General features: G+C 39.2%; 11 protein-coding genes and 1 pseudogene. 3 read left to right on the top strand and 9 right to left on the bottom strand.

Translation table 11 applies throughout. From position 1 onward, the window contains the following. Positions 1 to 166: 166 nt before the first annotated feature. Entirely contained in the window at positions 167 to 2161 is a 1995-nt protein-coding gene (locus HWN40_RS07390) for a hypothetical protein (RefSeq protein WP_176965132.1), read from the top strand. A gap of 41 nt (positions 2162 to 2202) precedes the next feature. On the opposite strand, the gene HWN40_RS07385 is transcribed toward HWN40_RS07390, so the two are convergent. The 6 genes and pseudogenes from HWN40_RS07385 to HWN40_RS07365 form a co-directional block, all read right to left on the bottom strand. Then, complete coding sequence (locus HWN40_RS07385; RefSeq protein ID WP_176965131.1) at positions 2203 to 2841, bottom strand: hypothetical protein; 639 nt, start codon at positions 2839 to 2841, stop codon at positions 2203 to 2205. A gap of 49 nt (positions 2842 to 2890) precedes the next feature. After that, a complete protein-coding gene (locus HWN40_RS07380) occupies positions 2891 to 4594 on the bottom strand; it encodes a restriction endonuclease subunit S (protein WP_176965130.1) in 1704 nt (567 codons plus the stop codon). Continuing rightward, on the bottom strand, positions 4591 to 6039 hold the full coding sequence (locus HWN40_RS07375) for a type I restriction-modification system subunit M (protein ID WP_176965129.1): 1449 nt from the start codon (positions 6037 to 6039) through the stop codon (positions 4591 to 4593). Before HWN40_RS07375 ends, HWN40_RS07380 begins: the two co-directional genes overlap by 4 nt. A gap of 32 nt (positions 6040 to 6071) precedes the next feature. Next, positions 6072 to 8345, bottom strand: coding sequence for an EcoAI/FtnUII family type I restriction enzme subunit R (gene hsdR / locus HWN40_RS07370; RefSeq protein WP_425487366.1), 2274 nt, complete (start codon positions 8343 to 8345; stop codon positions 6072 to 6074). 84 nt (positions 8346 to 8429) lie between these two features. Next, a pseudogene (locus HWN40_RS13710) lies at positions 8430 to 8879 on the bottom strand (PAS domain-containing protein); the annotation flags it as partial. A 477-nt stretch (positions 8880 to 9356) separates the two neighbouring features. Further along, the gene (locus tag HWN40_RS07365; RefSeq protein ID WP_176965127.1) at positions 9357 to 10598 is read right to left on the bottom strand and encodes a M1 aminopeptidase family protein; all 1242 of its coding nucleotides are present in this window, start codon (positions 10596 to 10598) and stop codon (positions 9357 to 9359) included. A 313-nt stretch (positions 10599 to 10911) separates the two neighbouring features. On the opposite strand from HWN40_RS07365, the gene HWN40_RS07360 reads away from it, so the two are divergent. Both HWN40_RS07360 and HWN40_RS07355 read left to right on the top strand, forming a co-directional pair. Further along, complete coding sequence (locus HWN40_RS07360; RefSeq protein ID WP_176965126.1) at positions 10912 to 12213, top strand: phenylacetate--CoA ligase family protein; 1302 nt, start codon at positions 10912 to 10914, stop codon at positions 12211 to 12213. Between the two features lie 251 nt (positions 12214 to 12464). Next, a complete protein-coding gene (locus tag HWN40_RS07355; RefSeq protein ID WP_246275863.1) occupies positions 12465 to 13001 on the top strand; it encodes a DUF421 domain-containing protein in 537 nt (178 codons plus the stop codon). A gap of 312 nt (positions 13002 to 13313) precedes the next feature. Here the strand turns inward: HWN40_RS07355 and HWN40_RS07350 are convergent, their stop codons facing one another. The 3 genes from HWN40_RS07350 to HWN40_RS07340 all read right to left on the bottom strand — a co-directional run bounded on the left by HWN40_RS07350 (position 13314) and on the right by HWN40_RS07340 (position 15855). Then, positions 13314 to 13718 (bottom strand): PaaI family thioesterase, encoded by a 405-nt coding sequence (locus tag HWN40_RS07350; protein ID WP_176965125.1) that lies wholly within the window; start codon positions 13716 to 13718, stop codon positions 13314 to 13316. Between the two features lie 767 nt (positions 13719 to 14485). Next, a complete protein-coding gene (locus HWN40_RS07345) occupies positions 14486 to 14926 on the bottom strand; it encodes a pyridoxamine 5'-phosphate oxidase family protein (protein ID WP_176965124.1) in 441 nt (146 codons plus the stop codon). A gap of 98 nt (positions 14927 to 15024) precedes the next feature. After that, on the bottom strand, positions 15025 to 15855 hold the full coding sequence (locus HWN40_RS07340) for a YihY/virulence factor BrkB family protein (RefSeq protein WP_176965123.1): 831 nt from the start codon (positions 15853 to 15855) through the stop codon (positions 15025 to 15027). Positions 15856 to 16043 lie beyond the last annotated feature (188 nt).

The following is a 16043-nucleotide window of genomic DNA, read 5'->3' as shown; positions in this document are numbered from 1 at the left end:
AAACCAGATATGAAATACTAGTTGCGGGTAAAGTTTGGCATTGGTATGAACGCTGATAGATGTAGTACGGAGACATTGCCGTGATAATGCAGAGAAATATACTTGAAATAATCCAAGGGACTATTTAGTAAATTATTTCAAACACCTATGCATATTATCAAGACAGATGACTGAGGAGTATTTAAGAGCTGATCTCAAAGGTAAAATCCGAAATTTAGGTGATTTCAAATCGGAAGCTTTATTGCCCGTATTTGAAGCGGTTGTAAACTCGATCCATTCGATAGAAGATAACAATGATATCCATGATGGATTGATAACTGTCAAAGTTGTCCGAGACAATGTTGTTCAAGTACGACTAAGTGATTCAGATACCCTCAAAGAGGAAAAAATAATTAAAGCATTTGGGATAACAGACAATGGAATTGGGTTTACAGAAGAAAACTATAGCTCTTTTCTCACTTCTGACAGCACTTACAAACTACAAAAAGGTGGCAAAGGTGTCGGAAGATTCACTTGGTTAAAAGCGTTCGATAACGTTAAAATCACAAGTGTTTATCTAGACAAGCAAAAACAAAAACAATTTAGAAGTTTTGATTTTACAATTGATAATTTTATTAGCAATCACTTTAAGAAATCTGCAGATGCAAATGCAGAACACAAAACTACAGTTCTTTTAAAGGGGTTCAAAGAAAGCTATAGGACTGAACCAAGTGCCTATAAAACAACTGAAAAGATTGCACAAAGGATTTTGGAACATTGTTTGGTATACTATATCAACGACATAGCTCCAAGGATTATTGTCAAAGATGACGATGATAGTTTTGATCTTAACATGATGTTCCTTAAAATTAAAAATAATATAGTTTCTGAAGACATCAGAATATATGACGATACTTACAGAATCTCACATCTTAAGCTCTATAACACATATCAAAAAGCACATAAAATAGTATACTGTGCCCACAATAGAGATGTTGATGGTGACAAATTAGATAAGTACCTGGGAACTCCATCGCAGTTAGATGATGATGACAATAAGTTTGTGTATTCTGTTTATGTTTCGGGAAGTTATTTAGATAAATATGTGAACTCATCCCGAAGAGGCTTCGAACTACCTAAAAATGGGATTCAGGTATCTCTCGATAACAAAAAAACATATCCGTTGAATATAATTCGCGATCATGTAATAGAGAAATCAAAGGAATATTTAGAAAGCTATCTTACTCGTGTTAATGAGATTAAAAAAGAAAGAATAGCGAATTATGTTGCAAGTACTCCCTCATTAAAATCTGTTCCTCATTACTGCCCTGAGGTTCTTGACGAAATCGATGTAAATGCTTCGGATGCAAAAATAAATGAAGCACTGTTTAAACATAAAGGTGTAGCAGAATTCAATATCAGGAATGATACGGAAAAGTTACTTAAGACCCAATATGACAGTGTTTCTGATATTGAGGATGATTGCAAGCAGTTATGCAACAAACTCCATGACTTTCAAAAAGATGATTTGGCTCAGTACCTAATCAAAAGGAAAAAGATACTTGAAGTTTTTGAGAAAAAGCTAGAACTCCGAGAAGATGGAAAGTATGAACTGGAATCAATAATCCATGACATCTTGTTCCCAAGGAGAACTGAAACAAATCACATGTCATACGAAGATCATAATCTATGGATAATTGATGACGTATTATCATATCACCAATATGCAGCATCAGACAAACCATTAAGAGATTTTTCTGATTCTGATAGTGATCTACGTCCCGATATGATTATTTTTGAAGATGTAAATGATGATAAAATAGCTAATGCAGTTTCCGTTATCGAGTTAAAACGTCCTCAAAGAAAAGATTATGATAAATCTCCTGTAGTTCAGATGTACGAAATACTAGAAGACATAAAAAATAAGAAAATAAAACAGGAAAATGGAAGAGACATTAACATAAATGACTCAACTAAGTTTTATTGTTTTGCTATTTGTGACATAAATGATTCTGTAAAAAAGGATGCAGAAGAAAGGCAATTTCATCCATTAAAAGATGGGATGGGATATTATCTATATCATGGGAAGTTCAATGCTTACGTTGAAATATTGTCCTATGACAAATTGATAAGTAGTGCTAACAAGAAACACCGTGCCTTTTTTGACAAATTAGGTCTCTAATTACAGAGTACAGATAATTTAGTGTAAAAATACTACTAATCCTAAATTTCTTGTTTAATTAATTCCCATAAAGTTTCTAGATTAATTAATACTTCATCGCAAAACTGAGTAACTTCTTTTGGTTCTTCATGCATTAGAGGGACAAACATTTTCACATGACTTTCATCATTAAATTGTTCTTGACCTTCAATTTGTGCTTTAAAAACCAAATTTGCCTGGAAAAAAGTTTGTATCGGTTTATGCTGAATTATGTTTCTCATTACTCGTATTTCATCAATCCACTCCGAATTTTGAAAAATTAATTCATGAATCTTCGAATCTTTAAAATCAGGTAATTTTTTTCTACCTTTTTTACTCATATACTCACCAAAAGAAAAAGAACGCTCAGAAGTATAACCATCAACAATTCTGCATTTTAAATCAACCATACCATTAATTGAAGCCATTACAGAACTGATAAAAGAGTAGAATTCATACAACTCCGTAGCAAAACCTTTTTGGTATGAGAATTCGACAGGAATTCTAACTTCAACCCTGCCTTTTCCAGTTACATTCCGAAGCCCTTTTTCATCAACTACAGGTTTGTTTGAATCTGATAATTTCTGTTTGAGATTATTATAGTGATATTTTGAACTATCTATGAAAAACTCAATTGTATCTATTCTTTCTTTATTGTCCATGTTATCACTGTAGAAAGTATAATCTTGCTAGTTTTTGTCCATAGAATTATCATGTTTGTGTTAAAAGCTCATGAACCATAACTTCCATCAACTTCTCACCATCTTCCTGAGCCTGCCTTATGCCAGCTTCAAGCCTGTCACAAAGTTCCATCAGCTGATCGACCTTGGCTACAATACGTTTCTGTTCTTCGAGGGGTGGAAGAGGGAAAATCATGTTTCGGACAATCTTAGCATTTATATTTGGTGCCTTTCTCAAACCTGCTGCAAATTTCATCCAATCTGAACGGATTGATTTGAGATAATAGTGCAAGAAACTTGAGTCTACAAAACTGCTTGGGACTATTGCGCATACTGATTGATTTATTGTAGATTTTATTCCAAGAATTCCAGATTTCCCTATAGTTCCTGCACCACCGTACATAGCTACACAAACAGTACCTTTTGGATAATATTTGAGGTTGCAGTCATCAACTGCTTGTAAAGTAATTTTTTCTTCACAAGATAAAACTAAGCTGTTATTCAAATCTGTAGTTTTTACCCAGTTTTCCGTCCCATCTTCATAATAATGGTGTTTTGTTCGGCTAGGGGTAGTTCCACTTGAAATTAAGAACAAATTGCCTATTCGTGAAAAAAGCCATCCTTCTGGTATTTCAAACGGGTATTCATTTGCTTCAACAGGTTGAAGTGACTTGGAGTTTCTTATATTTACAATACTTTGAAGCTGTTCCTTTTCAGTCTTAATTTTCTCCAACATCACCTCAGCAGGCTCATCACTAGCATCCTGTTCAACAAGCTTTCCCATCACCGCAAGCTGTAAAATAGACTGCTTGAGCTTCTCCACATTTTCGAGGTTATCATACAACAACCCGAAGTTCTCACATACAAGTCGCCAGTTTTCTTCAAATTCCTCTGGACTGCTTGCGTCGAGCATCTTGTTGAGGGCAGCATTGTTTAGGTGAATGTGGCTTTCCTGTTTTTTCTGTTGCAGGGATTCAAGATGGTCGCAGAGTTCCATGAGTTGGTCAACTTTAGCGACTATGCGCTTTTGTTCTTCGAGAGGTGGGAGTGGAATTAAATATTTTCTCAAAAATCCCAGTGACACAAATGATTGAACACCACCTGCTGCTTTTGAACGCATAGTATTAGCTGCGTAAGTTAGAAAATAGTATAAGTACCAAGGACTTGAATATTCACATGAATAATATTTAAAAAGAGCAACGTTTTTGATGCTAAATTCTGTATTCACATCTACTATTAACGGGTTTCCAATGCTTCCAATCATTGCAAACAGAATGTCATGTTTGTCCACTTTTGATCTTTGTGAAATTTTAAGGTGATCTTCCTCAGATATAAATTTTACATTTGATAAGTCAAGCTTTCCACTGGATATATTTTTGCTTGTAACGAGAGGTACGCCTTCTTTTTGATATTTTGGACTGTCGTGAGTTCCATCTCTTACATCATATATTTCATTAAGACGAGTCCAGATCCAACTGTCTGGTATTTTAAAAGGAATTTCATCTTCTTCGATTTGTGGTAATTTCTTAGATTTCCTTATCTTACCTTCCTTCACTAACTTTTCCTTCTCGTTTTTAATCTTCCCCAACAATACTTCAGCAGGCTCATCATTAGGATCCTGTGGTACAAGCTTACCTTGTACCGCCATCTGTAGGATCATCTCACGTAACTTCTGAATTCCATTAGGTGATTCAGAGAGAAGGGAGAAGTTCTCAAAAAAAGTTACAGCATTCATGTGCTTTTACCCTCAAGAGCTGCCATGAGTTCTGCTTTCAGAGTATTGCGAGTATCTTCGATATCTGAGAGAAGGGCCTTGTAGTCCTCAAGAAGTTCCTCAGGATCTCCGTGATCGATGTCCTCCACATGTGGATTTTTAATATCAAGGTTGTAGTTGTTAGCCCTGATCTCATCTATGCTGACCTTCCAGGCAAACTCATTTTCCTCACGCTTGTTCCACCATGCCTTTTCAGGTTCATACTCCTCAATACGCATGGGCTTTGTCTTGGAATAGGACTTATAGCCATCTGGATACGGATGCTCGTAGTACCAGATCTCCTTGGTAGACTCACCTTTTTCGAAAAAGAGCAGGTTGGTCTTGATGCCTGTATATGGGTTGAAGACACCGTTTGGAAGACGTACAATAGTGTGCAGATTGCATTCTTCAAGCAGTTTCTCTTTAATACGTGTCTTTACACCCTCACCAAACAGTGTACCATCAGGAAGGACTATAGCACCTCGTCCACCGTCCTTGAGCAGATGAACGATAAGCACAAGGAAAAGATCGGCTGTCTCTCTTGTCTGGTAGGATGCAGGGAAGCCAGTTTCTATACCATCTTCTTCCGTACCTCCAAACGGAGGATTGGTGATGATAACATCCAGCTTATCTGACGGCTTGTAATCCCTCAGAGGTCTTGCCAGGGAATTATCCCTGCGTATCTGTGACGGATTATCAATGCCATGCAGCATCATATTGGTAACACATAACAGATGAGGCAACGGCTTTTTCTCAATCCCATGGATGGATTTCTGAAGATTCTCCTCATCCTCAACACTGCTGGCCTGTTTTCTCAGGTGTTCAATAGAAGATGCAAGGAAACCTCCTGTACCACACGCAGGGTCAAGCAAACTCTCTCCAATCTTGGGATTTACCATCTGAACCATAAAATCAGTAACTGCTCGGGGAGTGTAGAATTCTCCTGCATTTCCTGCACTTTGAAGGTCCTTGAGAATTTTCTCATACACATCCCCGAAAAGATGTTTATCCTTCTTGGAATTAAAGTCAATCTCATTGATCTTGTTGATGACCTGGCGAATCAGAGTGCCGTTCTTCATATAGTTATAGGAATCCTCAAAAACGTCCCTTACTACAAATCCACGGGGATCTGAGTCAGGATTGAACTGCAGTTCCTTGAGAGTCTTGAAAAGGTCGTTATTCACAAAATCAAGCAGTTCTTCACCGGTAATTCCCTCCGGATCTTTCGCCCAGTTTCTCCACCTCAAACGTTCAGGGATAGGAGATACATAGTCGTCCTCCATAAGCTCATACTCTTCTTCCCTGTCATCGAATATCTTGAGGAACACCATCCATACAAGCTGACTGATGCGCTGTGCGTCTCCGTCCACACCAGCATCTTTTCGCATTATGTCCTGTATGCCCTTAATAGTAGTACTAATTGACATCGTTTTAGCCTCATCCAAGAATCTCTGCTACCTTAAGCTTCAGCCATGTATAACTGTGTTTCTATCTCATTAACAGCATCCATGAACTTCTGTTTTCCACCAAAGAGCTTGATGATCTCCATGGGAGTTCCAATTTCACTCAGAGGTTTAACTCGAAGAATATCAAGGTCTTCAAGGTTTCTTATGCCCTCGTCTGCATACTTTTCAAGCAATGCATCCAAAACAGCACGGGCTTTATCCCCATATTTTTCAAAATAGCCATTCTTTCTGACGTTGTTAGCCCTTTCTCTGCGGCTAAGTGGCGGCTGGTCAAACACCACATGACAGATTAGATCAAATGGATCATACTCACGACCCACTTCCTCAGCAAGAGCATCCAACAACAGTCCCTTATCTTCCAGCTCCTGCACAATAGCCGTCTTTTTGCCGTGTTCACTCCAGTACTGCAGGAACAGGTCAAGGGAGTCAAATTCGTCCAGCAAAGTCTTACGGGTGTAATCCTTGATCGATTCAGTGATTAATTTGCCGTCAGCTCCGTAATACTGCACCCTCTCAGCAACAATTGACACTCCCACATCAGAAACTCTATAGGGCTTGATCTTCTGCCGTGGCAGGTTGGGTTTTAACTTGATAGAGCCCTTGCCTTCATATACATCCACTGGTTCTCCATCAAAGTCAGGATCAGCAAACAATTCGGTAGCCTTCTTAAAATCAATAATTGTGAAAAACAGTTTGTCAAACTCTTCGTTAATACGGGTTCCACGTCCGATTATCTGCTTGAACTCAGTCATCGATTTAATTCTTTTGTCAAGCACAATGAGTTTGCAAGTCTGAACATCGACTCCCGTGCTTAGCAGTTTAGATGTTGTAGCAATTACAGGATATCGGCTATCAGGCATAATGAAATTGTCAAGCTCAGCCTTACCTTCCTGCTCATCACCAGTAATCCTCATCACATATTTACTATCAGCAGCAAGATCGGGATTCTCGTTTGCTATGGCCTGCCTCATTCTCTCAGCATGATCGATATTTTCACAGAAAACAATGGTCTTATCATAGCGATTGGTGGCTTTTAGGAATTCCGTAACCTTCTTGGCAACAATCTCTGTTCTCTTTTCCAGCACAACCTCACGATCAAAATCCTTCTGGTTATAAATACGGTCTTCTATCTCCCTGCCGTATCTGTCAAGCTGTCCCTTCTCAGGCCTCCATCCCTGCAGGTCCTTGTCAAGATCGATACGAATAACCTTGTAAGGTGCAAGAAAACCGTCTTCTATACCCTGCTTCAATGAGTATGTGTAAATTGGATCTCCAAAGTACTCGATATTTGAAACATCCTTAGTCTCCTTCGGAGTGGCTGTCATACCTATTTGAGTTGCAGAATCGAAGTATTCCAGAATATCCCTCCAAGCCGAATTTTCATCAGCACTTCCTCTGTGACACTCATCAACGACAACAAGGTCAAAGAAGTCTCTTGAGAACTGCTTATAGATGTTCTTCTCTTCCTCTGAACCACTTACTGCCTGGTACAGCGATAGATAGATCTCATAAGACTTATCCACCTGACGATTCTGGATCTTTGTCATTGCACCTTCAAACGGTTTGAAGTCATTGGTTTTTGCCTGATCCACAAGGATGTTTCTGTCAGCCAGGAAAAGAATTCTCTTTTTTGCTTTTGATTTCCACAACCGCCATATGATCTGAAAAGCAGTATATGTTTTACCAGTGCCAGTGGCCATCACAAGCAGTATACGGTTCTGTCCTTTGGCTATTGCTTCTATTGTTTTATTTATAGCATTCAACTGGTAATAACGCGGAGCCTTTCCTGTAAAGTCTGTATAATAGTCCTGATCTACCAGACTTGGCTTAGCAGTGTCTATACCTTTCCATTTACAATATGACTCCCATAACTCATCAGGAGTTGGAAAACTGTCCAAGGAAAGTTCCTTCTCTACGTTAGTGGAATTTCCCGAGCGGTCATGAAAAAGAAAAGCATCACCATTGGAGCTAAAAGCAAATGGCAGGTCCATCATGTGTGTATATTCAAGAGCCTGCTGCCTTCTTTCCTGTGCCTGGATCTGGAGACTTTCGGCCACCATCAAAAAGAAAGGCACTAAATCCATACTCTGGAACGGTATCTCTTCAACTTTTTGTAGTTTGCTCAATTTTGTGGCCGAGTCCAACAGTTCTATCAGGCGGTTTGTATTCTCGTATATTTTCCGGATAGCCATATATTTTTCTTCTTCCGAGGGGCCTAATAAAAGCTCCTCTGTAAACCCTTTGATGATTCCGGCAGGTGTCAGCAGGTCGTGGCGGATAATATCGATGAAAAGTTCTTTGAGTTCCCCGGAACTCTTTAAGTCTTCTGCCTGTTTTTTCAGTTCGTCCTCATATTCTCTTGATTTTGAGATGTCCCGGATTATACACAGGACTGCTTGTTCTTTGTTGTAATCCATACAACAGGAATCGATCCATACTGTGGTAGTCTCATCAGGACAATGGCACTCAATCTCAAGGCTGAACCTGCCTGAAAGCAATGTGTTCTCAATAATCTCGTCGATAGTTTGTGGATCAAGAAACCCCGTATCTGCAAGCCTGAATCCAGCTATCTGGTTACATCCGAAATTAAGACAATCCATTGAAGATCTGTTGCAGTCCAGGATATTACCTCTGCTGTCCAGTACAAAAATATGTTCCTGGAGTCTGTCCAGAATATTTCTCATATTTGCTTCGGATTCTGTCAAAAGATTTATGAGAGAATCCTTTTCAAGCAAGCTCCCTATAAATTTTGATATCCTGTCCAGCAATAAGTTACTGTTTCTGGAAGGGAAAGATGGCATATCCCATTTACCGATCTCTGTCTGAACTTTATTGAAATAGACCTCTATTACTCCATCCCGATTTCCGTTGACCACAATCTCACTTGTTAGCCTTCTGCCCTTCTTGTCAAAATCAGGTGAATCAAAGAACCTGTTCTTCCAGATAATTCTTGATGAAACTTTTCCGTGAGCCAGGAAAATTCCGGGTATCTCATCAACAGCTCTTTTAAGTATCATATCAGGTGAGCCGGGTGCCTGATACAACTCCATTATTTCAAAGAATGGATAATCATGATTGTCTTTCTTTATGCAATGAGCTTCCATGGTCCCTTCACTCCCACATATTCGATATCTTCCCTATCCGCGATCATCCCCCTTCGCAGCCAGATCATTTTTCAGAAGATTCAATAAACTGTTACATTATATCTATTGAGCTTAAACATACATTTATAAATATTTAATTAATTTTAGCAGCTTATTTACTATGTTTGATAGCTTTTACATGTATATTAATTTTTGTATTTGTTCCTGATAAGCTCCTGAAGATGAGTCCATCATGGTTATGAACATCTCTTCATCGACCCGCGTATTTGAGTATATGAATTCCTCATTTGAAGCTCTCATAGCTTCGGGGCCGATCTCTTCATAAAGCATATATGTTGTAAAGAAGGCTTTTTTATATCCAAAATCAACCTCTTTCTGGCTCATTGAATCAAGACTTTCAGGAGTGCTCCACTTCTCAAGTGGCACTTCATATTCTGTTTTTAAGCTCTCGTATTTTTCCAGGAACCGGTCTTTCCTTTTTTCAGCTTTTTCAGGCGTAGTCTGATTCAGAACAATATACGTATAAAGGTCAGCATATCCTTCATCCATCCAGAGTTGCTCAAAGTTGCAGGCACGAGTCCAGTAGTGTGCGAGTTCATGAATAAGAATTTCATTACTTGATGTGTGCAGCAGCCAGATACCTTTACTACCTTCATTGTACCCTCCGTATCCTCCGGTCTCTGTAATATTGGCCTGTGTTATCGTTATGTCATAAGAGGCAGGATATGGGACACCCCAGCTATCTTCCATTATCGGAAGATATGTCCTTGTTGTTTCCATCATCTCTCTTGCCCACTCTTCTTCTCCTTCCCAGTATCTTATCCTGATGGCAACATCCTGTTCCCGCAAACTGACAGTATCTTCGAGGATGTCATATCCGGTTGATCTGACCGAATTAACAAGGCATGAACCAGACCACTGCTGTCCTTTTTCGAACCTGTAGATATTGGAATATTTCTTTTCTTCAAGTGCGTAGTCTTCTCTTGCGAGATATGTATGAAAATCAGACGGGACTTCCAGACTTACGGCTGTATTGTCACCATATTCGCTCAGGTGGAAAACAGCGGTATTCCTGTTTATTTCCAGGTCATATTCCAGATAGAAAGTATAGCTCTCTTTATACCACACCTTTCTGTTGAACTCGAATACATAGTAGCCTTCCCCGTCCCTGTAGTAGCTTAAGCTTTCTTCATCGTCATATGAGCTGATATTTCCGGCGGTTTCAGGGAGGTAATAATTATAGTCTGAGTAATAACCTCTCCAGTAACTGGTGCCGGGATTGTTGTTCACAAAAGTTATCTGTTTTGTAACGTGAACGGTCTCTTTTTCAGGTAGGACCTTATAGTGTGAATTTATTTCAGTTATGGTGTTGTCTTCAGCAGTACTACTATTGCTGCCTGCCATTACAAATGGCATGAATGCAAGACTGATGAGTACTAAAATTAAAATGTACTTCCCACTTAGATTCCTGTTCATTTCTTTCACACACTTATGAAAGAACGATTTACTGAACAGTATTTAATATATTATGGCAAAATATAATAAAATGTGTACATGGTTCTGCAGTTTATGTACATACAATACTTAATTATGTATAAAATTATAAATTTGTGTATAAAAATATCCTTGATATGTTCATTTTTTGCTTTATTAATGATGTATCCATTGTTTTTAGGAGTAAATCATTTAAATAGGAAGTTCTATTCTGGATGCAAGTGGAGATACTCTCATGAAATACTGGCAGCCAAAGTATGAAACAATGAAAAAAGACGAACTGGCAGCATTACAATCAAAACGGTTGAAAAAGACGGCTGCATCAGTTTATAATAACGTTCCCTTTTACAGAGAGAAATTCAAGCAGCTTGGAATAAAACCGGAAGATATCAAATCCGCCGCGGACATCAGCAAACTCCCCACAACCCGGAAAACGGATCTTCGCGATAATTATCCTTTCGGACTTTTTGCTGTTCCAAGAAAAGATATTGTGCGGATCCATGCATCTTCGGGTACGAGCGGGAAGGCAACTGTTGTCGGTTATACCAGGCAGGACATTGAAACATGGTCCGATCTTATGGCCCGCAACCTTACGATGGTCGGACTCGGTGAAGAGGATGTTTTCCAGAATGCTGTGAATTACGGTCTGTTCACAGGTGGTCTGGGTTTCCATTATGGTGTCGAGAGAATTGGCGCTGTGGCTGTTCCAAGCGGTACGGGCAATACTGTCCGCCAGCTTGAGATGATGATGGATTTCGGAGTAACGGCGATCCACTGCACTCCCTCATATGCACTCTATCTTGCTGAGACTGCGCAGGAGATGGATATCGTTGATAAACTATCCCTTAAAGTGGGATGTTTCGGTGCGGAACCCTGGTCTGCCAACACACGGAAACAGCTTGAAAACGCTCTCGATCTTAAGGCATACGACTCCTACGGGCTCTCTGAGCTTATGGGCCCTGGTGTGGCGTTTGAATGTGAGTGCCAGGATGGTCTGCACCTGTGGTGTGATCATTTCCTTGTTGAAGTGCTTGATGAAGAAGGAGAGCAGGTTGCAGAAGGTGAGAAGGGAGAACTTGTACTGACATCCCTTACAAAGGAAGCGCTGCCGATAATCAGGTATCGTACAGGGGATATTACAAGGCTTCTTGAGAGTGAATGCTCCTGCGGGCGTACCACCACACGTATCTCCAGACTGCTAGGACGTGCGGATGACATGCTGATTGTAAGGGGTATCAACGTATTTCCCTCACAGATCGAGAATGTTATTGCAAGGGTGCCTGAAGTAACAGAACATTTCCAGGTCATACTTGACAGGAACCAGAAAATGCTTGACGAGCTGACAGTGAAGGTCGAGCTGGAGGAAAATGCATTCACCGGTGAGTTAAAAGATCTGGCTGCTGTAAAAAGACATGTTGAGAACGAGCTGAAAAGTGTTCTGAATATCCGCACCAACGTAGATCTGGTTGAGAAGGGAACCATTCCAAGAACAGAAGGCAAGTCCAAAAAGGTAATTGACCGAAGGAATGCACTGTAACATATAAATAATTTTTTTTGAACCTACTCATTCAGTTTAATCGGTCTGACATTTTGATCAGGCCACCTTATTTAACTCAGTCCGGTTCTTTGCAAAAGACCTGAAAATGAGGGTATAAATGTCTCCTATATTATCCTAATTGATTGAAACAAGTAGATATCTTATACTATCAGCTCAAAATCTCCTGTTTAGCATTATCAGGAAATTTCCTGTTTAGGAAAGTAAGGGGAATTTGAAAATATGTGGGGTTGATGGTTATTGATATTTTATTTAGTAGCTGGGATACACTATTCAGGATAGTACTCTTTACTATATGTGGATACTTTGCACTTGTGATCATTCTGAGGACAACAGGCCAGCGAACACTTGCAAAATTAAATGCTTTTGATTTTATAATTACAATTGCAATTGGATCTACTCTTGCATCCTTTATACTTTCCAGCAACACAACTATAATAGATGGTATAACTGCTCTGGGTTCACTGGTGGGTTTGCAGCTTTTGGTGAGCTTTTTGACAGTGAGGTCTGACTTCATAAAAAAAGCGGTCAAAAACGAGCCTGAATTACTCTACTATAAGGGTGACTACCTTAAAGACAATATGAAAAAAGTCAGAATAGTCCGGGAGGAAATTGAACAATCCATCAGAGGTCAGGGATTTCTGAGTGATAAAAATGTGGACGCTGTCATTCTGGAAACAGATGGACGTCTTTCTGTAATCAGTAAAGTGAATTATGAAAGAGAACTTCCTAAGCAAGGAAGTTTAGAAAAACATATCAAAAAAGAATAAAAATAAAAAAGTAAAAAGTTATTTGCCTTTTATTTTTTTGATCAGCTTGGAAGCAAGCACACTGGCTATGGCTGCAGCAATCATTCTCTTGATACTCATGTCTTCTTACACCCCCAAATAAAGTTGATACTTAAATTGTTCATAGAGCTTTCTGGGCCGCTGTTTTCTATAATAAAGATAGTCACAGCGCCTATAAACTTTCAGGTAATTTAGTTAGAGAATAATCTTATCGCATCAAAGAAATAAATTTTGGTTGAACGTTGGTGGTACGGGACACTAAAAAGCAAGTGATACCATTTGATGATTCAGGTATCATTCGGGAAATTGCAGTTCGTATTTCTTCCGGTAAGCCATGCCGTTGAATATCGCAATTATTTCTCCTTTTTCGTTGGTAACGTCCACAACATAGGTGGAGATCTTCGGGTTGATGGAGGTTTCCTTTGCCTCTGCTGTGAGGCGGCCTTCACTTACTGCTTTTACATAAGAGATATCACAGTTTATTGCAACTGCAACAGTTCCGTAAGAATTTGATGCTGCTGCAAAGGCCATGTCCGCAAGGGTGAATATCGCACCACCGTGCACGGTTCCGAGAACGTTGAGATGTCTTTTCTCAATGTCCATTTCAACCTTGGCGTACCCTTCGGAAACCTCTGTCAGCTTCATGCCTGAGTTTTGTCCGAAATTCTCCTGCTGGAAATATTTTTTGATTCTGTCCATGATCAGCCTCTCTGCGGAATATACTCGAAATCTATATGGAGATAATTTTCCATGTATTTATGTTCATCAGTCGTAGTCTTTGGCCGGATATGATGCAAACGTTATTTTCAACTCAGTATCTTTATATTTAATAGTGATAGATTGCAAATTAGACTCGTTTAGTTTTGTAACATAATGATAATACATGATAGACTATTGAGGTTTTCAGTCCTGCAATTTTCATTTCAGGTAAATCTTAACTACTTTCTCAGGGTGAGGAAATGATTCATTTCAATTTAATATGATATTGATATATGCTCTATTGATGTTGATTTATTTTTTTATCTGTCCTTTGTAAACTAGAAATGTCCGGATCGAGTTTGTTCGTATACCATAGAATAGAATGATTAATCGTGATAAATACTAAAAAACTATAAATACTATTGAATCTTATAGTGTCATGATCAAACATGACAGAATATCACGTCGACCACAGTGCTTCCAACTTTGCAACGCTGATAATATCTCTATTGGTTTCACTGTTCGTGTACTACTCATACCTGAGCTATCACGGCGTCTTATAATATTCTCTGTACCACAAAAACGGGCGGGTTAGGGTTGGTGACTAAATAAGCGGACAAATGAATACTATCTTCATTTGTTCCTTTTTTTAAATTTTTTTATTTTAACTAATGAATTACTAACTAACGGATGATTTATTTTAAAAAATGCAGAAATGTCCGGTTATCGGACATTCCGGGGACACAATAATTCTTTTATGATCTACTTTAATAGATCTCTTCATCCCTGTGACCGAATCCCTTTGTATAATCAAGGAAATATGCTTTCACAGGCTCGACTTTGAACTGGACATAATCATCACTTGGAGGCATGCTGGACATGAAGGGATACTTTTTTAACATCAGATCCATTGCTTTTTGAGCTTCCTGATCATCAGTTATCATGGATGCCCTGCCTTCCATCTGGACACCTTTTATTTCCATTACCTGCACATTATCTTCGTCAACAGTGAAAGCAACATTAGGATTGTTCATTATGTGTGAGACCTTATGGGTATGCTTTCTGGTTGTAAAGTATACCTCAGGTCCCTCGGACGCATAGGCCATTGTATGGACCATGGGTTTGCCATCTTCATCAACTGTTCCAAGATTAAGCCAGTCGTGGCTTGAAAGGTAGCTGGATATTTTCTTTCTGGTTTCTTCAGACATTTTGAACCCCCTGATACTTGAATGTCTTAACGTTCAATATTTAGTCGACGGTGCTTTAAATATGCTTTGCAGATCCGCTGTCAGCTCCAGCCATATTCTTAACTGTCATAATCAGCATAGACCTTGGTAAATTCGGCCATAACGGTAATTATGATCGCGGAGATGTATATCCACAGGAACATTGCTATCAGGGAGCCGATGCTCCCGTAGGCGCTTCTTGGATTTCCGAACAGAAGATAGAGACTGAAAGCATATTTTCCTATCAGGATAAACAATACCGTAAGGAAGGATCCTGTAAGGACGTACTTCATATCCAGCTTTGTTTCCGGAAGGACCCTGTAAAGGTAAATGAACAGCAATAGCAGTATTATCAGGTTGATGACCGAGGTGCTGTATTGTATCACGTTAAGAGGCAAGGGGAGTATATTCTGGAAGCTCTGGGATATGTTCAGGAGGATCACTTCCAGAAATGTAGATGCCACAAGGAGCAGCACAAAAACAAATACTGCAAGCATGGCTGAGAACCTTTTTCTCAGGGATTCTTCATACCACGCACCTGGCTGATATCCTACATCCCACATTCCGTTAATTGTTTTTTGAAGCTGCCTGAAGAGGTTCCCGGCTGTCCAGAGAAAAAGCAGAATACTGATGATCAAGCCCATAGTTAACGTATTTGTGTCCGGAATTTGCTGAAACAGGGAATTCAGCAAGTTCAGGGTGGTCTGGTCCGCAATATTTGAAGCATAGCTGATGATTCTTTGCTGCAGTGTCACATCTTTTACAAATATGCTTCCAAGTGATATGGTAAATAACAGAAGAGCAGGCAGACTCATTAAGAAGATAAATGCAAGAGCTGCACTGTCGGTTATGCCGTCATAGTCACTCCAGCGTTTAAACGTCTGCGTAGCCAGATCTTTGATTTTACTCATGTACTCCCATCTCTGTATTAATTTACATTTGGTAAGATATACTTTTTATGTATCCTTTGTCGGGAAGGATATGTAAATCTTTCAGAGTCATGGGTCTGAGATAACAAGTTATATCAGAGATACTGAATAAAATTTAGTATTAAAAATTAAAATCGGAACACTTTTGTACTGGGATTACATTAAGAAGT

It is taken from the genome of Methanolobus zinderi (genome assembly GCF_013388255.1).
In the GTDB taxonomy this organism is placed as follows: Archaea; Halobacteriota; Methanosarcinia; order Methanosarcinales; family Methanosarcinaceae; genus Methanolobus; species Methanolobus zinderi.
Note: the sequence above shows the minus strand (reverse complement) of the source record. Positions and strands in the feature narration are given on the sequence as shown.